The organism is Streptomyces sp. AV19 (genome assembly GCF_015999245.1).
Taxonomy (GTDB): domain Bacteria; phylum Actinomycetota; class Actinomycetes; order Streptomycetales; family Streptomycetaceae; genus Streptomyces.
The window spans coordinates 362,789-382,498 of record NZ_JAEAMR010000009.1; the positions used below are offsets into that span (position 1 = coordinate 362,789).

The following is a 19,710-nucleotide window of genomic DNA, read 5'->3' on the forward strand; positions in this document are numbered from 1 at the left end:
ACCCCCTCTGGGGGAGTTTGAGGACAGCGCCCGGAGGGCGCTTCGGGGGTGCAGGGGGCGGAGCCACCTCCTGCACGCACGGCGCTACCCGTCCCTCACCCTGAACCTGCTGCTCACGCCGATCGTGCTGCTGCTGCTCTTCGTCTACATCTTCGGCGACGTGATGAGCGCGGGCATCGGCGGCGGCGATCGCTCCGCGTACATCGCCTACCTTGTCCCGGGCCTCCTGCTGATGACCATCGGCAGCTCCACGATCGGGACCGCGGTGTCCGTCTCCACCGACATGACCGAGGGCATCATGGCCCGCTTCCGCACGATGGCGATCCACCGAGGGTCCGCGCTCATCGGACACGTCATCAGCAGCGTGCTGCAGTCGCTCGCCAGCGTGGTCCTCGTCGGGGCCGTCGCCGTGGCCATCGGCTTCCGGTCCACGGACGCCACGGCCCTGGAGTGGCTGGCGGCCTTCGGGCTGGTCGCGCTGTTCGCCCTGGCGCTCACCTGGATCGCGGTCGGGATGGGCATGGCCAGCCCGAACGCCGAGGCGGCCAGCAACAACGCGCTGCCGCTCATCGTCCTCCCGCTCATCTCCAGCGCCTTCGTCCCGGCCGACGCGATGCCGGGCTGGTTCCGGCCGATCGCCGAGTACCAGCCGTTCACACCGGCCATCGAAACCCTGCGCGGCCTGCTCCTCGGCACCGAGATCGGCCACAACGGATGGCTCGCGGTCGCCTGGTGCCTGGCGCTCGCCGCACTCGGCTACTTCTGGTCGAAGGCGCAGTTCAACCGCGATCCGCGATAGCCGCCGAAGTGGCCTCCCGCAGCTCGTCCCGGCCGAGGGCGGCGTACTCCGACACCGCGTCGGCGTACGCCGCCCCGTCCGCGTCCGAGGCCGCCCGCCGGGCCCGGCCGGCGGCCATCGTCGGCTGGAACTCCCGCAGCACGCCGAGCCGTTCGGCCAGCGCCAGCAGCCGCACCGCCGAGGCGTCGCCCGTGGTCAGCCCGGCCACGGCGAGCCCGTACAGCGCGGTGCCGTACGCCGAGAGCTGGGGCGAGGGCGCGTCCCGGCGGGACAGCGTCGCACGCAGCCGCTCCCGCAGCTCCGCCAGCAGCTCCCCGACCGGCTCCAGCCGTCCGGCCCAGGCGTGCGCGGTCACGGCGGTGCCGAAGATCTGCAGGGCCCACGGGTCCGTGTACGGGTCCATGCCCTGGCCCGGCGCGTTCTCACGCAGCCTGGCCACCGCGCGCCGCCACAGCCCGAGGCCGACCTCGCTGGTGCCCCGGGCGATGGCGATCTCGGCGCGGGTCGCGAGATCGGGGGAGTGGAGCCCGAAGTCCGCCGGCTGGTTCTCCTCGGCCAGCCGCAGCCACTCCTCGGCCTCCTCCCAGGCGCCGCGCTGCAGGCAGGCCAGCGCCAGGCCCCAGCGAACGCCGAGGGAGTCGCCGGTGTCGCCGAGCCGGCGCAGCGCGTCGACCATGGCCAGTTGCCGCTCGTACGCCTCCTCCCCCTGGTCGGCGTGGAGGCTCAGCTCGCTCAGCCGGCCGTGGGCAAGGATCTCGGTGAGCGGATTGCCGAGCCGCCCCAGCACGCCGGCCATCCGGCGGGCGGCCTCGATCGCCCGCTCCAGGTCGTGCTCGTACTCCCAGACGTAGCTGGCGACGGCGCAGGCGATGCCCGAGAGCATCGGCTCGGGGCTGTCGCACAGCTCCCGCAGCGCCGCGTACGCGGGCGGCCGCATCCGCGGCACCGCGCACAGCACTCGGGCGAGTGCCCGGACGAGGGTGTCGGGCGCGGCCGGCGGCAGCCGGCGCAGGGTGACGAGCTGGCGCACGGGGCTCGGGCCGAAGCCGAGGAAGAGCGCGGCGGTGCACACCGCCGCGGCGGTACGGGCCACTTCGGTGTGCGCCGCGTCCGGGCGGTAGTGCGACAGCGCCGGGCCGGTGTCGGCGGCGAGGGCGGCGAGGCGCTCGAAGCTGGAGCCGGTGGACCAGATGGCGGCGAGCATGGCGGTGCAGGACGCGGTCGTCGGGTCGTCGCCGCGGGCGAGGGCGTACCGCAGGGCGAGGACGAGGTTGTCCTGCTCGGCCCGCAGCGACTCCCAGTGGGCGAGCGGCTCGGCGCCGAAGAGCACGTCGTGGTTCGCGAGGCCGAAGCCCCGCGCCCAGGCGAGGAAACGGCCGGCGGCCTCCTCGTCCTCCCCCGCCTCCGCGCGCCGGGCCGCGCTGAACTCCCGTACCGTCTCCAGCATCCGGAACCGCACCCCGGCCGGGGTGTCGGCCGCGGTCACCAGCGACTGGTCGGCCAACCGCTCGAGCAGCAGCAGCGCGTCGTCGCCCAGCACCCGCTCCGCCGCCTCGCCGGAAAAGCCGCCGGGGAAGACGGACAGCGTGCGCAGCGCGGTGCGGGCGTCCTCGTCGAGGAGGTTCCAGCTCCAGTCCACGACCGCGTGCAGCGTCCGGTGCCGCTCCGGTACGTCGCGGGCGCCGCCGCGCAGCAGCGCGAACCGGTCGCCGAGGCGGCGGGCGATCTCGGGTACGGACAGCACCCGCACGCGGGCGGCGGCCAGTTCCACGGCGAGCGGCAGCCCGTCGAGGTGGCGGCACAGGGCGGCCACCGCGTCGTGCGGCAGCTCCACGCCGGGGCGGGCGGCGCGGGCGCGCTGGGTGAACAGCTCGACCGAGACGTCGAGGCCGAGCTCCGGCAGCGCGTACACCGCCTCGGAGGTCAGACCGAGCGGGGCGCGGCTGGTGGCGAGCACCCGCAGGTCCTCACAGGAGGCGACGAGGTCCCGGACGAGGCCGGCGGCGCCCCGGACGACCTGCTCGCAGTTGTCCAGCACCAGCAGCGCGGGCCCGGAGCCGAGCGCGCCGCGGATGCCGGACACCGGGTCGGCCCCGGCGTGGCCGCCCGCGGCGCCGGGCCGCCCCTCGCCCGCGCCGAGCGCGGAGGCCACCTCCGCGGCCACGTCCTCGTCCGCCGTGACGCCGGCGAGCGGCACGAAATGCACCACGCGCTGCTCGGCCCGGCGGCTGACGGCGTGCGCGAGCCGGGTCTTGCCGAGGCCGCCGGGGCCGACGACGGTGACGGCGCGGGAGGCGCGCAGCAGCCGCTCCACCGCGGCGATGTCCTCGTCCCGGCCGAGGAGCGGGTTCGGCTCGTGCGGCACACCATGTCTGACCACGGGCGGTTCGCCGCGCAGCAGCTCCTGCTGCACGGCCTTGAGCCCGGCGCCCGGATCCGTGCCGAGCCCGTCGCGCAGCTCACGGCGGTACGCCTCGTACCGCGTCAGCGCGGCGGACGGGCCCGCCGTCGCCGCCTCGCCGCGCAGCAGCTCGGCGAGCACTTCCTCGTCGCGCGGATGCTCCGCGGCGGCCGCGGCCAGCGGCCCGGCCGCCTCCGCGTGCCGTCCGAGGCGGGCGAGCGCGAGCGCCCGCGCGCGGACGAGCGCGCCGCGGACGGGGGCGCGCTCGGCACGCAACGCGGCCACGGGGTCGTCGGTGCCACCGCCCCCGTCGGGGGTGCCCTCCCACAGCGCGAGCCCGGCCTCGGCCGCGGCCAGCGATCCCGCGTGGTCCCCGGCCCTGGCCCGGTCCGCGCTCGCGGCGGCGTGCAGCAGCAGGGCGGAGCTGTCGACCTGCTCCTCGGCGAGGGTGAGCCGGTATCCGGCCGGCGTGCTCGCGAGGACGTCGGCGCCCAGCTGCGCCCGCGCCCTGGACACGAGGACCTGCACCGCCTTCCCCGGCCGCTCCGGCAGCGCGTCCGGCCACAGCCCCGCCACGAGCCGCTCGGTGCTGCAGCCCGTGCGCAAGTCGCCCGCGAGCAGGGCGAGGAGGCCGCGGAGCCGGGGCGCGGTGACCTCCTGTCCGCGATGGGCGACACGCGGCAGCAGGGTCAGGTCGGTGGTCATCCGTGCAGATTAGGCCAAGGCCCGGCGGCCGGTAACTCCCGGCCGCGGGCGGGCGCGTAAGCCCCGGATAAACCAAAGCAAGCACTCGCTTGCAAAAGTTAGCAACGTGCGGCAGCATCGGCGGCATGGCATCGCTCAACGTCGGCAACCTCGGCGAGTACCTGCGCGAGCAGCGGCGCAACGCGCAGCTGACACTGCGTCAACTCGCCGACGCGGCGGGCGTGTCCAACCCGTACCTCAGCCAGATCGAGCGCGGTCTGCGCAAGCCGAGCGCCGAGATCCTCCAGCAGCTGGCCAAGGCGCTGCGGATCTCCGCGGAGACGCTATATGTGCAGGCCGGGATCCTCGACGAGCGGAGCCGGGAGGAGGCGGAGGTCCGCAGCGCGATCCTCTCCGACCCCTCGATCACCGAACGGCAGAAGCAGATTCTGCTGGAGATCTACGACTCGTTCCGCAGGGAGAACGGGTCGTCGAAGGACAACGACGACAGCAAGCCCTCCGGCTGACCCACCGGGGCAGCCGGTCCGCGAGACGGGAGACCCACGCATGGCCACGACCCAGGACATCCGCAAGGCGGCCACCGACACGGCCTACGCGGCGGCCGGCCTCGCCGACCTCACCGCCGAGAAGCTCGGGCAGGTCGTCGCCGACGCCCCCGCGAAGTTCGAGCAGCTGCGCCGCACGGACCCCAAGGCCCTGGGCGACCGGGTGACGAAGGGGGCCAAGGAGGCCCAGGACAAGGTCACCGCCAAGGTCGGCGAGATCGTCGGAACTCTCGACGGGGACTTCAAGAAGTTCGGCCAGACCGTGCAGGACCTGGCGCTGCAGGGCGTCGGCCAGGCCGTCGGGCTCGCCGCGAAGGGCGGCGAGGCCTTCGACAAGCTGGCCGAGCGCGGCCGGGAGGCCGTGAAGACCTGGAACGGCGAGCAGCCGGCGAACGAGGCCGCGGAGATCCCCGTGGCCACCGAGCCGCAGGAGCAGGCGGCGGCGGAGGACGCGAAGGCCGCCGAGGACGTCAAGGCGACGGAGGACGGCAAGACGGCCGAGGACAGCAAGGCGGAGGAGGACGACAAGCCCGCCGCGAAGAAGGCCGCGCCGCGCCGCACCACGGCCCGCAAGGCCGAGGCCAAGGCGGACGACGCCTCCTAGCCGCCGGCACGTACGCGGAAACGATCCGGGCACCTCCACGGTGCCCGGATCGTTCCCCGGGTACGGTGGGCAGCGAGAGGCTGACCGTACGCGTCACAGGCGACGTCGCAGACGACAAGAGGTGGGCGGCAATGCTGGTACAGGGCTTCAACATGATCTGGGGCTGGATCTCCCTCGGCCTCCTGGTCTTCGCGCTGGCCGCCTTCGTCAACGCGGCCGTCCACCGGGACGACGCGTACCGCGCCGCGGACAAGCAGAACAAGGGCTTCTGGCTGATCATCCTCGGCGTCGCCGTCGCCGTGAACATCTTCCTCGGCGTCTGGGGCTTCCTGCCGATCCTCGGCCTGATCGCCACGATCGTCTACTTCGTGGACGTGCGCCCGGCACTCAAGCAGGTCTCCGGCCGCGGCCCGCGCCGCCGCGGCTCCAGCTCGGACGGTCCGTACGGGCCGTACAACGGCGGCCGCTGACCGGTCAGCGACCGAGACGGCCGGCGCGGTCGAGCAGCAGGACGGCCAGGTCGTCCGTCAACTCCCCGCCGTTCAGGGCACGTACCTCGGCCACGGCGGCGTCGAGGAGCTCCTCGCCGGCCAGCCCCTCCTTCATCCGACGGCCGATCATCTCGACCATCCCCTCCTGTCCGAGCCGCCGCGCGCCCGCGCCCACCCGGCCCTCTATCAGGCCGTCGGTGTACATCAACAGGCTCCAGGAACCGCCGAGTCCGACGTCCAGGCGGGGCCAGCGCGCCCCGGCGAGCAGGCCGAGGGCCGGGCCGCCGCCGTCCTGCGGCAGCAGGCGGGGCTCCTCGCCGCCGCGCGCGAGCAGCGGGGCCGGGTGCCCGGCCAGGTGGAGCCCGGCGGAGCGGCCGTCCGGCGCGATGTCCAGCATGCACAGCGTCGCGAAGATCTCGTGGTCGGCGCGCTCGTGCTCCAGCACCTCCTGGAGCGTGCCGAGCAGCGCCTCGCCGCTCAGCCCGGCGAGGGTCAACGCCCGCCACGCTATGCGCAGTTCGACACCGAGGGCGGCCTCGTCGGGGCCGTGGCCGCAGACGTCGCCGATCATCGCGCGGACGGTGCCGTCGGGGGTGCGGACGGTGTCGTAGAAGTCGCCGCCGAGCAGGGCGCGGCTGCGGCCCGGCCGGTAGCGCGCGGCGAAGCTCAACTCCGAGCCGTCGAGCAGGGGGTTGGGCAGCAGCCCGCGCTCCAGCCGGGCGTTCTCCTGGGCGCGCAGCCGGGATTCGGTGAGCTGCCGCTGGGCGAGGTCGGCGCGCTTGCGCTCGACGGCGTAGCGGACGGCGCGGCTGAGCACGGGGCCGTCGAGCTCGTCGCGGCAGAGGTAGTCCTGCGCGCCGACGCGCACGGCCTCGGCGGCGCGCTCGGCGTCGTTCCCGGAGGTCAGCGCGAGCACGGCGTGACCGGGGGCCAGGCGCAGCACGCGGCGCAGGGCCTCCAGCTCACCGGCGGCGCCGTCCGCGGCGGGCAGGTCGAGGTCGAGCAGGACGCAGTGGACGTCGTCGGTGAGCAGCCGCTCGGCCTCGGTGAGGTTGCGCGCGGTGCGGATGCGAACGGGTTTGCCGGCCACGACGGTCATGTCGGCCAGCTCGGGCACGGAGAGCGACCCCGCCGGGTCGTCCTCGATGACCAGCAGGGTCAGCCCGCCGTCGGGCGGTCCGGCGGGGGTCCCCGCCGGGCCGGGTGCGGTTACGGGCGTCACGTCGGTATTCCTTCCTCCCCCGGCGGCTGCCGGGAGGTGCCCCCCGGGGCGGCTCCGCGGGGAGCGGCGCCCGACGTGACAGTAGCGGGAGGGCGCGGGCGAACGGAATGGTACGGAGCCACCCGCCTCTGTCATATGCCGTTGCCAACGGGGCTTTTGGGGCGAGGAGGCGGGAATGCGCCATGAGATACGTCACGCCGGGGACGGGTGTGCGGCGGGCGTTCAGGAGGACGAGTGACGGGGGTTACGTGACGCGCGCCTCAACACCGTTGTGGCGGGCGTCTCATGGCCGTTGTGCGGCAGGGGTCCCAGTCCCCGTGACGGCTTCGGTGACCGTTCCGGCGCCGGCCTCGTCCGGCTCAGCCCGGCCGGACCACCCCGAGGACCGGCATCGAGCCGGCGCCCGCGAGCGTCACCTGCCGCCCGGGCCGGGGCGCGTGCACCATCGTCCCGTCGCCTATGTACATCGCCACGTGGCTGGCGTCCGAGAAGTAGATGATCAGGTCCCCGGGCCGCATGTCCTTGACCTCGACCTTGGGCAGCTGCCGCCACTGCTCCTGCGAGGTGCGCGGTATCGGGCGCCCGGCCGTGGCCCAGGCCCGGGAGGTGAGGCCCGAGCAGTCGTACGTGTCGGGACCGACCGCGCCCCACACATAGTTCTTGCCCATCTGTGCGGTCGCGAACTCGACCGCGCGCCGCCCCGCGTCGGTGGAGGACCCCGCGGAGTCCTTGAGGGAGAGGCCCTTGACCGCGTCGGAGGCGAGCCACTGCTGCTGGGCCCGGCGGGCCTTCTCCTCCTCCAGCTTCTTCAGCCGCTCGCGCTCCGCGTCCTCCAGACGCGATTCGAGCTTCCTGGCGGCGTCGAGCCGGGCCTCGATCTCCTTCTTCGCGTCCGCCTTCTTCTTCCGCTCCTCCTTGAGCCGCTTCCAGCGCTCGTCGGCCGCCTTCGCGTAGCGGCCGAGCTCCTCTTTGACCGACTCGGTCTCGGCGAGCAGGCGGCGGGTGGCGTCCTGGCCGCGGCGGGTCGAGTCCAGCGCGGCGAGGAAGTCGTCGGGCGAGGGGGCGAGGAACAGCCGGGCCGAGGGGGCCAGGCCGCCGGAGCGGTACTGGGAGCGGGCGAGTTCGCCGATGCGGTCCTCGATCTCCCGCCGCCGCTTCTCGGCGTCGGCGACCTTCTTGGCGAGGCCGGTGGCGTTCTTCTCCTGGAGCTTGGCCTGCTCGTCGGCGGCGTTGTACGCGTCGGTGGCCGCCTCGGCCTTGCGGTAGAGGGACTCCACCTCCTTGTGGACGTCCTCCAGGCTCCGCTTCGGGGGCGCCGGATCGGCCCACGCGGTCTGGGGCACGGCCGCGACGGCCGCGCAGACGAGGGCGGTGGCGACGAGGACGCGCCGGGCGTGCGGCGGTCTCCGGACGGCCCCGTCCCCGCCGCCCGTGCTCCTGCCGACCATGGCACCGTTCCGCCCCACCGGACACCTCCGCGATTCGACCCCCACGGCTTCACCTGCCGCGACGCGCGGAACGGATCGTGTCACGAGCGTCACAAAACCAACAGAGAGCTGCATCACACTTGGCCGGAAACCCGTTCTGGCGAGATCCGTTCGGTGGCACCGCACTGATGGCCGAGGTTCACCGCGTGTTCACCCCACCCCTTCGACGGCTTCACCTGATCTGCTTAATTTCGGCCGTGGAACAGGGGCTGCACGGCCACCCACGAACCAGTGGCCGCGCTGTGGAAACTCCCGCCACACCCGCACCCAGCTCTCGCACGCCGCCCCAGCGGCGGCCATCGGAAGGAACACCCGAAAAGTGAAGCTTCAGCGCAAGAACCGGCTCCGGGCCGTCGCCTTCGGCGCCATCGCCGTCTCCGGCGCCCTGGTCCTCACGGCGTGCGGCTCCGACGACAACAGCGCCGGCGGCTCCGGCGGCACCGGCTCCACCAAGGCCGCCGGCGACGTCAAGTGCGACGGCAAGGGCCAGCTGCTGGCCTCCGGCTCGTCCGCCCAGAAGAACGCCATGGACCTGTGGGTCAAGAACTTCATGGCGGCCTGCAAGGACATCCAGATCAACTACAAGGCCACTGGCTCCGGCGCCGGCATCCAGGAGTTCCTCCAGGGCAAGACCGCCTTCGCGGGCTCCGACTCGCCGCTGAAGCCGGAGGAGGTCGCCAAGTCCAAGAGCGTCGTCAAGGGCGGCCAGGGCATCAACCTCCCCCTGGTCGGCGGCCCCATCGCCATCGGCTACAACGTCCCGGGCGTGGACAACCTGGTGCTGGACGCGGAGACCCTCGCCAAGATCTTCGACGGCAAGATCGACAAGTGGAACGACGAGGCGATCGCCAAGCTCAACAAGGACGCCAAGCTCCCCGATCTGAAGATCCAGGCGTTCCACCGCTCCGACGAGTCGGGCACCACGGACAACTTCACCAAGTACCTCAAGGCCGCCGCCGACAAGTCGTGGCCCTACGCCCCCGCCAAGGCCTGGGCCCCCAAGGGCGGCCAGGCGGCGGACGGTTCGGCCGGCGTCTCCTCCCAGGTCAAGCAGACCCAGGGCGCCATCTCCTACTTCGAGCTGTCCTACGCCACCGCGAGCAGCATCAAGACGGTCAAGCTGAACACCGGCGCGTCCGCCCCGGTCGAGGCCAGCTCCGAGAACGCCTCCAAGGCCATCGCCGAAGCGAAGATCACCGGCCAGGGCAAGGACCTCGCGCTCAAGCTGAACTACACCACCAAGGCCGAGGGCGCCTACCCGCTGACCCTGGTGACCTACGAGATCGTCGGCGACAAGGGCAACAAGGCCGAGACCCTGCCCGCCACCAAGTCCTTCCTCACCTACATCGCGAGCGAGGAGGGCCAGTCCGTCCTCAAGGACCTCGGCTACGCCCCGCTGCCCGCCGAGATCGCCAAGAAGGTCCGCGAGAACATCGCGAGCCTCTCCTGACGAACCCGCCGGGCCCGGCAAGCCCGACGGGCCCGGCGGGCCACTTCTGAACCCTGCGGCCGGCCCTCCCCCGGAGCTCCCCCTCCGGATCCCGGCAGGCCGCGCCGTCCGGTGCACCGCCGCACCGGGGCCGGACGCCCCGCGCCCGGCCCCGCAGACCGGAGACTCCCGTGGACGACATGGAAATGACGACTTCAGCAGAACCAGCAGAACCACCCGCCGGACGCCCGGCCAAGGCCGCCGCCCGCCCCGGCGACCGGATCTTCCTCGGGCTCTCCCGGGGCTCCGGGATCCTCCTCCTGGTGATCATGGCCGCCATCGCGGTCTTCCTCACCGTCCGCGCCGCGCACGCGATATCGCAGGACCAGGGCAACTTCTTCACGACCTTCGAGTGGAACGCCAACGTCGATCCGCCGGTCTTCGGCATCGCCGTCCTCGCCTTCGGCACGGTCGTCAGCTCGCTGATCGCCATGGTGCTCGCCGTGCCGGTCGCCGTCGGCATCGCGCTGTTCATCTCGCACTACGCGCCGCGCAGGCTGGCCGCGCCGCTGTCGTACGTCATCGACCTGCTGGCCGCCGTGCCCTCGATCGTCTATGGCCTGTGGGGCGCCCTGTTCCTGGTGCCGCACCTCGGCGGGCTCTACTCCTGGCTGGACGAATACTTCGGCTGGACCGGCGTCCTGGCCTACCACGACGGCGCCGCGCGCTCGCTGTTCACCATCGGCATCCTGCTGGCGATCATGATCCTGCCGATCGTCACCAGCGTCAGCCGCGAGGTCTTCCGGCAGTCCCCCCAGACGCACGAGGAGGCCGCGCTCGCGCTCGGCGCGACCCGCTGGGAGGTCATCCGGATGTCGGTGCTGCCCTTCGGCCGCTCCGGCGTCATCAGCGCCTCGATGCTGGGCCTGGGCCGCGCGCTCGGCGAGACGATGGCCGTCGCCACCGTCCTCTCCCCCAGCTTCCTGATCTCCAAGAGCCTGCTCGACCCGGGCGGCGGCACGTTCGCCCAGAACATCGCGAGCAGCTTCAAGGAGTCCGGCGAGACGGGCAAGGACGCGCTGATCGCCTCCGGCCTCGTCCTGTTCGTCCTGACCCTGCTGGTCAACGGCGCGGCCCGGATGATCATCGCGCGCCGCAAGGAGTACTCGGCATGACCGACGCGACCCTGGGCCGGCCCGTACCGGCCGACGCCGTCCCCCCGTCCGCCGGCCTGCGCCGCCCGCGGCTGCCCCGCTGGGCCCCGGCCGCGATCGCGGCCCTCTCGGCCGCCGTCGGCTGCGGCATCGGCCTCGGGGCCGGTCTGAGCAGCCGCTTCCAGTGGGGCCTGATCGCCGCGGTGCTCTTCGTCGCCCTGACGTACGGGCTGACGGCCCGCGTCGAGGGCTTCCGCCAGGCCAAGGACCGCCTCGCCACCAGCCTGGTGTGGACCTGCTTCCTGGTCGCGGTCGTCCCGCTCGTCTCGCTGATCTGGGAGACCGTCGCGCGCGGCGTGAAGGTCCTCGACGGGGGCTTCCTCACCCACTCCATGGCCGGCGTGCTGACCGTCCAGCCCGGCGGCGGCGTCTACCACGCGATCATCGGCACCCTGGAGCAGGTCGGCCTCGCCACCGCCATCGCGGCCCCGGTGGGCCTGCTCACCGCGGTCTACCTGGTCGAGTACGGGCGCGGGCGGCTCGCCAAGGCCGTGACCTTCTTCGTGGACGTCATGACCGGCGTCCCCTCGATCGTCGCCGGCCTGTTCGTCCTCAGCTTCTGGATCATCATGCTGGACTTCGGCTACTCCGGCTTCGCCGGCGCGATGGCGCTCGCGATCCTGATGATGCCGGTCGTGGTCCGCTCCACCGAGGAGATGCTCAAGCTCGTCCCGAACGAGCTGCGCGAGGCGTCCCTCGCCCTCGGGGTGCCCAAGTGGCGCACGATCCTCAAGGTCGTCCTGCCCACCGCCATCGGCGGCATCGCCACCGGCGTCATGCTCGCCGTCGCCCGCGTCGCGGGCGAGACCGCGCCGATCGTGCTGCTGGTCTTCGGCTCGCAGGTGATCAACAACAACCCGTTCGACGGGGCGCAGTCCTCCCTCCCCTACTACATCTACGAGCAGTGGGCGGCCGGCAACGACGCCGGCTACGACCGCGCCTGGGCGGCGGCTCTCGTCCTGATCGCCTTCGTCATGATCCTCAACCTGGTGGCCAGGGGCATCGCCCGCTGGAAGGCCCCGAAGAACCCCCGCTGAAAGAGGCACGATCCCCATGGCCAAGCGAATCGACGTCAGCGGCCTCTCCGCCTACTACGGCAGCCACAAGGCCATCGACGACATCTCCATGACCGTCGAGCCGCGCTCGGTGACCGCCTTCATCGGGCCGTCCGGCTGCGGCAAGTCCACCTTCCTGCGCACCCTGAACCGGATGCACGAGGTCACACCCGGCGGCCGCGTCGAGGGCAAGGTGCTGCTCGACGACGAGGACCTCTACGGGCCGGGCGTGGACCCCGTCTCCGTCCGCCGCACCGTCGGCATGGTCTTCCAGCGCCCGAACCCCTTCCCCACGATGTCGATCTACGAGAACGTCGTCGCGGGCGTCCGCCTCAACGGCGGCCGCCGCAGCAGGTCGGAACTGGACGCGATCGTCGAGAAGTCGCTCAAGGGCGCGAACCTCTGGAAGGAGGTCAAGGACCGGCTGGCCAAGCCGGGCGCGGGCCTCTCCGGCGGCCAGCAGCAACGCCTCTGCATAGCCCGCGCGATCGCGGTCGAACCGCAGGTCCTGCTCATGGACGAGCCGTGCTCGGCGCTCGACCCGATCTCGACGCTCGCGATCGAGGACCTCATCGGGGAGCTGAAGGAGCGCTTCACGATCGTGATCGTGACCCACAACATGCAGCAGGCGGCGCGGGTCTCGGACCGCACGGCCTTCTTCAACCTGGCGGGTGTCGGACGGCCGGGCGAGCTGGTCGAGATCGACGACACGGAGCGGATCTTCTCGAACCCGTCGGTCCAGGCGACGGAGGACTACATCTCGGGCCGCTTCGGCTGAGCCGGACGGTTGCGGGCAGTCGTTCCGCAAGGGGGGAACCGGGGGACGGGCCGCGCCCGGCCCCGGAACCGCAAGCCGCCTTGCGGCGCTGCATGGCGGTGCCGCCGCGAGGCAAAAGGCCCGCCCCTCGGTACGTACGTACCGAGGGGCGGGCCCACACGCTTCTCCGAAGCATCAGCCGAAAGCGTCGGCCGAACGCATCGGCCGAACGCATCGGCCGAACACATCAGCCGAACACGAGGTTGACCGCCCAGAAGCTGAGCGCGGCGAAGACCGCCGCGGCCGGCATGGTGATGAACCAGCCGAGGATGATGTTCTTGGCCACTCCCCAGCGCACCGCGTTGACCCGCTTGGTCGCACCGACGCCCATGATCGCCGAGGTGATGACGTGCGTCGTGGAGATCGGCGCGTGGAACATGAACGCGGTGGTGAACATGACGGACGCGCCGGTCGTCTCCGCCGCGAACCCCTGCGGCGGGTCCAGCTCGATGATCTTCCGGCCCAGCGTGCGCATGATGCGCCAGCCACCCGCGTACGTGCCCAGCGAGAGCATCAGCGCACAGGCGACCTTCACCCAGACCGGGATGGCGTCGCCCTTGCCCTGCACATCGCCGATGACCAGCGCCATCACCACGATGCCCATGGTCTTCTGGGCGTCCTGCAGACCGTGACCGAGCGCCATGCCGGCGGCCGACACCGTCTGGGCGATCCGGAAGCCGCGCTTGGCCTTGTGCGGGTTGGCCCTGCGGAACATCCACATGATCGCGACCATCACCAGATAGCCGAGGATCAGACCGACGAACGGCGAGAGGAACATCGGGATGACGATCTTCTCGACGACTCCCGACCAGATGACGGTCGTGCCGCCCGCGAGCGCCGCGCCCACCATGCCGCCGAACAGGGCGTGCGAGGAGGACGAGGGCAGGCCGAAGTACCAGGTGATCAGGTTCCAGGCGATCGCGCCGATCAGGGCCGCGAAGAGGATGCCCATCCCCTTGTCGCCCACCGGCGTCTCGATCAGGCCCTCGCTGACGGTCTTCGCGACCCCGCTGCCGAGGAAGGCACCGGCGAGGTTCATCACCGCCGCCATCGCCAGGGCCGCGCGCGGGGTCAGCGCCCGCGTGGAGACCGAGGTCGCGATGGCGTTCGCGGAGTCGTGGAAGCCGTTCGTATAGGTGAATCCGAGCGCGACCGCGATGGTCACGACAAGTGCAAACGTATCCACCGGAGGTCAGGACTCCTTGACCGCGATGGTTTCGACCGTGTTCGCCACGTGCTCGAACGCGTCCGCCGCCTCTTCCAGTACGTCCACGACCTGCTTCAGCTTGAGCACCTCGATGGCGTCGTACTTGCCGTTGAAGAGGTGTGCGAGCAGCTTGCGGTGGATCTGGTCCGCCTGGTTCTCCAGGCGGTTCACCTCGATCCAGTACTCGGTGAGGTTGGTCATCGTGCGCAGGTTCGGCATCGCCTCGGCCGTGAGCTCGGCCGCCCGCGCCAGGACCTCGATCTGCTGCTCGACGCCCTTGGGCAGTTCCTCGATCTGGTAGAGGACGACCAGGTCGACGGCCTCTTCCATGAAGTCCATGATGTCGTCGAGCGAGGACGCGAGGGCGTAGATGTCCTCGCGGTCGAACGGCGTGATGAACGACGAATTCAGCTGGTGGAAGATCGCGTGCGTCGCGTCGTCCCCGGCGTGCTCCGCTGCCCGCATCCGCTCGGCGATCTCGGCTCGGGCGGACGGCTCCGCACCGAGCAGTTCCATCAGGAGCTTGGAGCCCGTGACGATGTTGTCCGCGGACGCGGCGAACATGTCGTAGAAGCTCGTCTCCCTGGGGGTCAGACGAAAGCGCACGTGGGATCCTCGGGGTGCAGCGGATTCGGTCTCGTTGATGCTAGGCGCATCATCGGGCCACAGCTAACTGGCATTCCCTCAGTGTCGCCCATCGGGCAGAGTGCTCACCAAGCCGGTACGGCCTCACGGCCCGTCCCGCACCGGTCCCGCACCGACTCGCACCGGCGAATTCGGTACGATATACCCGGTGGGGGTATATCGACGAGGTATAAGCCCCGAGGCACACACCGGAACACCGCCACGGAGCACCGCCACGGAGGACGCCATGACGACCACGGACACCACAGCGGCCGACGCCGGCGAGCCCGCCGCGGCAGCCTGCCACACCGGCCCCGGGAGCGACGAGGGTCACAACCACGGCCCCCACGGCTACAGCAAGCAGAAGGACCAGCACCTCAAGCGCCTGCGCAGGATCGAGGGCCAGATCCGCGGCCTCCAGCGCATGGTCGAGGAGGACGTCTACTGCATCGACATACTCACCCAGGTCTCGGCGGGCACCAAGGCGCTCCAGTCCTTCGCCCTCCAGCTCCTCCAGGAGCACCTGCGGCACTGCGTCGCCGACGCGGCCGTCAAGGGCGGGGACGAGATCGACGCCAAGGTCGCCGAGGCCACCGCGGCCATCGCCCGGCTGCTGCGCACCTGACGGACACCGCCGCGCCGCCCCGGGAAGCCCCCGGGGCGGGCCTCAGACGTCGGCGTCCCCGGACGCGCCGGGCCGCCGGAACCGGACGACCCTGAGCACCTCGTCGATGCGGTCCGGACTCAGCCGCTCCTCCGCCGCGCCCGTGGCGGCGATCATCAACTCACCGTAGAGATCGATCTCGATGAGGGCCACGGGATCCGGACCGGCCGACGAACCGCGCCGCGAAACCACGTGATTCACCTCCTCGGCTCTTGCGTCGTGAGTGCCCCCTCCGAGGGAGGGTCCGGTTCCCAGGTTAGGGACCGGCACAGACCCCGGGCATGACACAGAAGGACCATTTCCATGGCCAACCACTCCGGGCCGCGTTATTTCCGCGGTGAACCCACCGTCCCCGCATAGATATCGGCGGATTCCGGGAGCCGGATGTCGGGCGCGAATCCGAAGGAGGACAGTTCGACCGTGGAGACCACGGTCGTCGTCCGTTTCCCGGGACCGCCCCCGTCCCGTCCCTCTCCGTCCCGCCCGCCCCCGACGCCGAACCGGTAGCGCAGCAGCCGCGGCAGCCCCTCCTCGTCGAGGAAGGCGTCGAAGGCGACGGTCCCCGCGGAGAACCCCCGCGCCGCCGCGGCCAGCACCGCCCGGTCCCGCTCGGGCGCCCGGCGGGCCGCCTCGGCCAGGTCGATCGTCCCCCAGAAGTGCCGCACCGGCATGCCGTCCAGCCCCTCGTCGCGCATGGAGGTCACCTCCCGCGCCCCGCCCAGCAGTTCGGCCGCCGCGAGCGGATCCGTGGCACCGCTGGTGAGCAGATCGCCGTCGGCGAGCGCGGCGGTGTCGAGACGTACCCATTTGTCCGGCGGGACGCCCGCGCCGCGGTTCTTCATGTAGAGCGCCCCCGGGGTGAACACCTCGGTGATCGGCCGGTGCTCCTCGGCGCCCCGCGCGTCCTCCGGCACCAGCACCGTCAGCCTCCCGGCGGGCCGGGTGAAGTCGTACACCCCCCGGCCCAGGATCGTCAGCCGGGTGCCGCCGCTCTCCGTCTCCATGGACGTCCGCACCCGCGCCCCGCCCGTCCGCGCGAGCGCCCCCGAGACCCGCCGCATCGCCTCGACCGCGCGGCCGGGACGCACCGCGTCGGCGGTCCGCACCGCCCAGCGGGCCTCCCCGCCCCCGCCGACGGACCCGTCCTGCGCCTCCTCGGCCGGCTCCTGCTCGGCACAGCCGCTCACCAGCAGTCCGAGGGCGAGCCCGCCCGCCACCGCCGTGGCCACGGCGGACCTGCGTCTGTGCCCCTGCGCCGCCATGACCGTCAGCCCCCTCCGGGTGGAACCTGTTCCTTCCAACGACCGCGTCCGGGCCGCCGTCACGGGCCGGTAGCGTGGTGGTGTGTCCGATACGCACCCCGCACCCTCCGCCGACGATCACATGGTCAGCACCGGCGAACGCGGCTCCTTCTGCTCCGCCCGCTGCACCTGCGGCTGGCTCGGCCCCGCCCGCCGCGCCCGTTCCCTCGCCCGCGGCGACGCGGAGGCGCACCTCGCGGGGACCGCCACGAACCACACGAACCAGACCGCCACGAACCACACGAACTAGCGGACGAACTAGCGGACGAAGCAGCGGAACCATCCCTCGCCTTCCGGACATCTGTTCCATCAGTCAGATGGGGAACAACAGGCAACACCGGGGGCGAAACATGGCCTTGGACAGGCGCACTCTGCTGGCCGCGGCGGCGACGGGACTGACCGCGACGGCCTGGGCCGGCACCAGCACATCCGCGGGCGCCGCCGCCCGCCCGACCGGACCGGCCGGCCCGGTGGCGGCCGCCCGCCCGGCGAAGGTCCGCGCCGCGGACTGGACCGCCCTCGGCAAGGGCCTCAAGGGCGGCATCGTCCGCCCCGGGGACGCCGACTACGCCACCGCGCGGCAGCTCTACAACACCCGCTTCGACGGCCAGCGGCCCGCCGGCGTCGCCTACGTCGCGGGCACCGCGGACATAGCCTCCTGCCTCGCCTTCGCCCGCCGCTTCTCCATACCGGTGTCCATACGCAACGGAGGCCACAGCTACGCGGGTTGGTCGAGCGGAAACGACCGGCTGGTCGTAGACGTATCGCGCCTGAAGACCGTGCGCACCCCCACCTCCTCGACCGCCGTCATCGGCGCCGGCACCAAGCTCATCGACGTCTACACCGGCCTGGCCGCGCACGGCGTCACCATCCCCGCCGGCTCCTGCCCCACCGTCGGCGTCTCCGGCCTCGCCCTCGGCGGCGGCCACGGCGTCCTCTCCCGCGCGTACGGCATGACCTGCGACAGCCTCACCGGTGCCACCCTCGTCACGGCCGACGGCAAGACCCTCGACTGCGACGCCAAGCGCAACCCCGACCTCTTCTGGGCCCTGCGCGGCGCCGGCAACGGCAACTTCGGCGTCGTCACCGAACTCCGCTTCCGCACCCGGCGGGTGGGCGACGGCGTCACCGGCTACGTCTCCTGGCCCTGGGCCAAGGCCGCCGACGTGATCCGCGCCTGGCAGGAGTGGGGGCCGAGCCGGCCGGACGAGATCTGGTCCGCCTGCGACCTGTCCGTGGCCTACCGCGGCACCCCGCGGATCGCCGTCGCCGCCTTCTCCCTCGGCACGAAGGGCGACCTCGCCAACGAGCTGGACAAGCTGGCCGCCAAGGTCGGCGGCGGCAAGGCGAAGATCTCCGTGCGCAGCCGCCCGTACCTGGACAGCATGCGCCGCTACGCCGGCTGCGCCGACCTGACCCTGGCCCAGTCCCACCTGCCGGGCCGCACCCCCGGCCGCGACCGCTCCGGCAAGCTCGGCCGCGAGACGTACGCGGCGCGCTCCGACTTCTACGACCGCTCCCTGAACGCGGCCGGCATCCGCACCCTCCTCGACCGGACCGAGCGCTTCGCCCGGCGCGGCGGGGGCGGAGGCGGATCGATTCAGCTGACGGCCCTGGGCGGCGCGGTCAACCGGGTCAAGCCGCTGGACACGGCGTTCGTGCACCGCCGGTCGCGGTTCCTCGCCCAGTACCTGACGTCGTGGTCGCCGAGCGCGTCGGGCGCGACGCAGACGGCGTGGCTGGACGGCATCCACACGGCGATGCGCCGGTACGCGTCCGGCGCGGCGTACCAGAACTACGCGGACGCGTCCCTGAAGGACTGGCGCCGCGCGTACTACGGCGACGCGGCGCCCCGCCTGGCGAAGCTGAAGCGCCAGTACGACCCGGGCCGGGTCTTCACGTTCCCGCAGGGGCTGTAGGGGGCCTGAAACCGCGCTCGGCGCGGTTGTCCTCAAGCTCCCCGGAGGGGCAACCCCCGGACGGGCTGAATCGGCGCGCCAATCCAGCCCGTCCGGGGGTTGCCCCTCCGGGGAGCTTGAGGACAAGCGGCGGAGCCGCGATGCGGGGTCCGGGGCGGAGCCCCGAAGCGGGGCGCGGGGGGCGCAGCCCCGCAAGGGGGGCCAGGGGCGCAGCCCCGGTGGGGGCGCAGGGGGCGGAGCCCCCGCACCACCGCGCGGAGCGCGGTGCCGGGCCGAGGGGCGGAGCCCCGGAAGAAACGGTGAAAGGGCGGGGCGGGGGCAAAACCCCCTACGCGGCCAGCCCGTTGTCCCGATGCCGAGCCTGTCGCACGACCACACTCTCCGCCCCGTCCGCGACAGCGACCCGCGCACGGCGCGACCGAACCAGCCACCCCGCCCGGGACCCCGCCACCACCCCCACCACCGGCGTCAACGCCATCATCGCCAGCGGCGCCAGCAGCAGCACCACGGCCGTCCCCAGCGCCAACCCCCCGACGACATCCGTCGGATAGTGCACCCCCATGAACACCCGGCAGAACCCCTCCAGGAACGCCAGCCCGATCCCCACCAGCCCGAACTTCCGGTGCGCCACGAACAGCCCCACGCCCAACGCCATCGTCAGCGTCGCGTGATCGCTCACGAACGAGAAGTCCGTCTTCCCGCGCACCAGCACGTCCAGCCCCTGGTGTTCCAGGAACGGCCGGGGCCGCCGCACGAAGCCCCGGATCGGCACGTTCACCAGCAGCGCGATCCCCGCCGCGAGCGGCGCCCACAGCAGCGCCGCCACGCCCCCCGCCGCGTCCGGCCCGCGCCGCAGGCTCCACCACGCGCAGACCATCAGCACACACAGCCCGAGCACGATCCCGTACTCGCCCACGAACTCCATGGTGCGGTCGAACCAGCCGGGGGCGTCCTTGGCCAGTCCGTTGATGTCGTAGAGCAGGCCGACGTCGGGGCCCGACGAGCCTCCCCTGGCGTTCGCCAGGGCGGCGTCCGCCAGGGGACGGACCGTCACGAGTCCGGATCCGGGCATCTGTTTGCCCCCTTATCTGTCGCCTGTAGCTCGGTGCAGCTGCCAAACCCCCGTGGTTCGTGCGCCCCTGATGGGGCGCGGCTTTCCCACCCCCATGGAACGCGCCGCTCCGACCCGGCGTTCCGCTCTCCACTCAATGATCACCAGGACGTTA

Annotated in this window: 19 protein-coding genes; 11 read left to right on the forward strand and 8 right to left on the reverse strand. The window is 72.4% G+C overall.

Going from position 1 to position 19,710, the window contains the following annotated elements:
• Positions 1–7 precede the first annotated feature (7 nt).
• The gene (locus I5Q34_RS18140) at positions 8–799 is read left to right on the forward strand and encodes an ABC transporter permease (RefSeq protein ID WP_199893405.1); all 792 of its coding nucleotides are present in this window, start codon (positions 8–10) and stop codon (positions 797–799) included.
• On the opposite strand, the gene I5Q34_RS18145 is transcribed toward I5Q34_RS18140, so the two are convergent.
• Positions 780–3,905 (reverse strand): BTAD domain-containing putative transcriptional regulator, encoded by a 3,126-nt coding sequence (locus I5Q34_RS18145; protein ID WP_199893333.1) that lies wholly within the window; start codon positions 3,903–3,905, stop codon positions 780–782. The two genes, I5Q34_RS18140 and I5Q34_RS18145, sit on opposite strands and share 20 nt — an antisense overlap.
• A 125-nt stretch (positions 3,906–4,030) precedes the next feature.
• On the opposite strand from I5Q34_RS18145, the gene I5Q34_RS18150 reads away from it, so the two are divergent.
• The 3 genes from I5Q34_RS18150 (at position 4,031) to I5Q34_RS18160 (ending at position 5,524) form a co-directional block, all read left to right on the forward strand.
• The gene (locus I5Q34_RS18150) at positions 4,031–4,411 is read left to right on the forward strand and encodes a helix-turn-helix domain-containing protein (RefSeq protein WP_199893334.1); all 381 of its coding nucleotides are present in this window, start codon (positions 4,031–4,033) and stop codon (positions 4,409–4,411) included.
• Positions 4,412–4,451: 40 nt separating this feature from the next.
• Positions 4,452–5,054: a hypothetical protein gene (locus I5Q34_RS18155; protein ID WP_199893335.1), complete on the forward strand. Its 603-nt coding sequence runs from the start codon at positions 4,452–4,454 to the stop codon at positions 5,052–5,054.
• A gap of 131 nt (positions 5,055–5,185) precedes the next feature.
• Positions 5,186–5,524, forward strand: coding sequence for a DUF2516 family protein (locus tag I5Q34_RS18160; RefSeq protein ID WP_199893336.1), 339 nt, complete (start codon positions 5,186–5,188; stop codon positions 5,522–5,524).
• Positions 5,525–5,528: 4 nt separating this feature from the next.
• Here I5Q34_RS18160 and I5Q34_RS18165 read toward each other — a convergent pair whose 3' ends face one another.
• Together I5Q34_RS18165 and I5Q34_RS18170 are read right to left on the reverse strand one after the other, a co-directional pair.
• Positions 5,529–6,902 carry a SpoIIE family protein phosphatase gene (locus I5Q34_RS18165; RefSeq protein ID WP_374193034.1) on the reverse strand — a complete coding sequence of 458 codons (1,374 nt, stop codon included), beginning with the start codon at positions 6,900–6,902 and terminating at the stop codon, positions 5,529–5,531.
• Between the two features lie 224 nt (positions 6,903–7,126).
• Positions 7,127–8,215 carry a C40 family peptidase gene (locus tag I5Q34_RS18170; protein WP_199893338.1) on the reverse strand — a complete coding sequence of 363 codons (1,089 nt, stop codon included), beginning with the start codon at positions 8,213–8,215 and terminating at the stop codon, positions 7,127–7,129.
• A 358-nt stretch (positions 8,216–8,573) separates the two neighbouring features.
• Between I5Q34_RS18170 and pstS the strand changes: the two genes are divergently transcribed.
• The 4 genes from pstS (at position 8,574) to pstB (ending at position 12,730) form a co-directional block, all read left to right on the forward strand.
• The gene (pstS, locus tag I5Q34_RS18175) at positions 8,574–9,704 is read left to right on the forward strand and encodes a phosphate ABC transporter substrate-binding protein PstS (protein ID WP_199893339.1); all 1,131 of its coding nucleotides are present in this window, start codon (positions 8,574–8,576) and stop codon (positions 9,702–9,704) included.
• 185 nt (positions 9,705–9,889) lie between these two features.
• Positions 9,890–10,858, forward strand: a complete 969-nt coding sequence (gene pstC, locus I5Q34_RS18180; RefSeq protein WP_234429067.1) for a phosphate ABC transporter permease subunit PstC — start codon at positions 9,890–9,892, stop codon at positions 10,856–10,858.
• Positions 10,855–11,934 (forward strand): phosphate ABC transporter permease PstA, encoded by a 1,080-nt coding sequence (gene pstA / locus I5Q34_RS18185; RefSeq protein WP_199893340.1) that lies wholly within the window; start codon positions 10,855–10,857, stop codon positions 11,932–11,934. The genes pstC and pstA overlap by 4 nt, the downstream gene beginning before the upstream one ends.
• Before the next feature lie 16 nt (positions 11,935–11,950).
• The gene (gene pstB, locus I5Q34_RS18190; protein ID WP_199893341.1) at positions 11,951–12,730 is read left to right on the forward strand and encodes a phosphate ABC transporter ATP-binding protein PstB; all 780 of its coding nucleotides are present in this window, start codon (positions 11,951–11,953) and stop codon (positions 12,728–12,730) included.
• 226 nt (positions 12,731–12,956) lie between these two features.
• Here pstB and I5Q34_RS18195 read toward each other — a convergent pair whose 3' ends face one another.
• Together I5Q34_RS18195 and I5Q34_RS18200 are read right to left on the reverse strand one after the other, a co-directional pair.
• Complete coding sequence (locus I5Q34_RS18195) at positions 12,957–13,955, reverse strand: inorganic phosphate transporter (protein ID WP_199893342.1); 999 nt, start codon at positions 13,953–13,955, stop codon at positions 12,957–12,959.
• A 6-nt stretch (positions 13,956–13,961) separates the two neighbouring features.
• Positions 13,962–14,582, reverse strand: a complete 621-nt coding sequence (locus tag I5Q34_RS18200) for a DUF47 domain-containing protein (protein WP_185941617.1) — start codon at positions 14,580–14,582, stop codon at positions 13,962–13,964.
• Between the two features lie 265 nt (positions 14,583–14,847).
• Here I5Q34_RS18200 and I5Q34_RS18205 point away from each other — a divergent pair, with 265 nt between their 5' ends.
• A complete protein-coding gene (locus tag I5Q34_RS18205; RefSeq protein ID WP_199893343.1) occupies positions 14,848–15,225 on the forward strand; it encodes a metal-sensitive transcriptional regulator in 378 nt (125 codons plus the stop codon).
• Positions 15,226–15,267: 42 nt separating this feature from the next.
• Here the strand turns inward: I5Q34_RS18205 and I5Q34_RS18210 are convergent, their stop codons facing one another.
• Positions 15,268–15,456, reverse strand: coding sequence for a hypothetical protein (locus tag I5Q34_RS18210; protein ID WP_199893344.1), 189 nt, complete (start codon positions 15,454–15,456; stop codon positions 15,268–15,270).
• A 134-nt stretch (positions 15,457–15,590) separates the two neighbouring features.
• On the reverse strand, positions 15,591–16,526 hold the full coding sequence (locus I5Q34_RS18215; RefSeq protein WP_199893345.1) for a hypothetical protein: 936 nt from the start codon (positions 16,524–16,526) through the stop codon (positions 15,591–15,593).
• Positions 16,527–16,608: 82 nt separating this feature from the next.
• Here I5Q34_RS18215 and I5Q34_RS18220 point away from each other — a divergent pair, with 82 nt between their 5' ends.
• Both I5Q34_RS18220 and I5Q34_RS18225 read left to right on the forward strand, forming a co-directional pair.
• Positions 16,609–16,815, forward strand: a complete 207-nt coding sequence (locus I5Q34_RS18220; protein WP_199893410.1) for a hypothetical protein — start codon at positions 16,609–16,611, stop codon at positions 16,813–16,815.
• A gap of 100 nt (positions 16,816–16,915) precedes the next feature.
• Positions 16,916–18,484, forward strand: a complete 1,569-nt coding sequence (locus tag I5Q34_RS18225) for an FAD-binding oxidoreductase (protein ID WP_199893346.1) — start codon at positions 16,916–16,918, stop codon at positions 18,482–18,484.
• Between the two features lie 328 nt (positions 18,485–18,812).
• On the opposite strand, the gene I5Q34_RS18230 is transcribed toward I5Q34_RS18225, so the two are convergent.
• Positions 18,813–19,508, reverse strand: coding sequence for a phosphatase PAP2 family protein (locus I5Q34_RS18230; protein WP_374193038.1), 696 nt, complete (start codon positions 19,506–19,508; stop codon positions 18,813–18,815).
• Between the last annotated feature and the right edge of the window lie 202 nt (positions 19,509–19,710).

What these genes read in the sequence shown, in the direction of transcription:
- pstB (WP_199893341.1), top strand. Translation starts at nt 11,951, where the DNA reads ATGGCCAAGCGAATCGACGTCAGCGGCCTCTCCGCCTACTACGGCAGC.
- I5Q34_RS18150 (WP_199893334.1), top strand. Translation starts at nt 4,031, where the DNA reads ATGGCATCGCTCAACGTCGGCAACCTCGGCGAGTACCTGCGCGAGCAG.
- pstA (WP_199893340.1), top strand. Translation starts at nt 10,855, where the DNA reads ATGACCGACGCGACCCTGGGCCGGCCCGTACCGGCCGACGCCGTCCCC.
- I5Q34_RS18215 (WP_199893345.1), bottom strand. Translation starts at nt 16,526, where the DNA reads ATGGCGGCGCAGGGGCACAGACGCAGGTCCGCCGTGGCCACGGCGGTG.
- I5Q34_RS18170 (WP_199893338.1), bottom strand. Translation starts at nt 8,215, where the DNA reads ATGGTCGGCAGGAGCACGGGCGGCGGGGACGGGGCCGTCCGGAGACCG.
- I5Q34_RS18160 (WP_199893336.1), top strand. Translation starts at nt 5,186, where the DNA reads ATGCTGGTACAGGGCTTCAACATGATCTGGGGCTGGATCTCCCTCGGC.
- I5Q34_RS18225 (WP_199893346.1), top strand. Translation starts at nt 16,916, where the DNA reads ATGGCCTTGGACAGGCGCACTCTGCTGGCCGCGGCGGCGACGGGACTG.
- I5Q34_RS18205 (WP_199893343.1), top strand. Translation starts at nt 14,848, where the DNA reads ATGACGACCACGGACACCACAGCGGCCGACGCCGGCGAGCCCGCCGCG.
- I5Q34_RS18145 (WP_199893333.1), bottom strand. Translation starts at nt 3,905, where the DNA reads ATGACCACCGACCTGACCCTGCTGCCGCGTGTCGCCCATCGCGGACAG.
- pstC (WP_234429067.1), top strand. Translation starts at nt 9,890, where the DNA reads ATGACGACTTCAGCAGAACCAGCAGAACCACCCGCCGGACGCCCGGCC.
- I5Q34_RS18155 (WP_199893335.1), top strand. Translation starts at nt 4,452, where the DNA reads ATGGCCACGACCCAGGACATCCGCAAGGCGGCCACCGACACGGCCTAC.
- I5Q34_RS18165 (WP_374193034.1), bottom strand. Translation starts at nt 6,902, where the DNA reads ATGACAGAGGCGGGTGGCTCCGTACCATTCCGTTCGCCCGCGCCCTCC.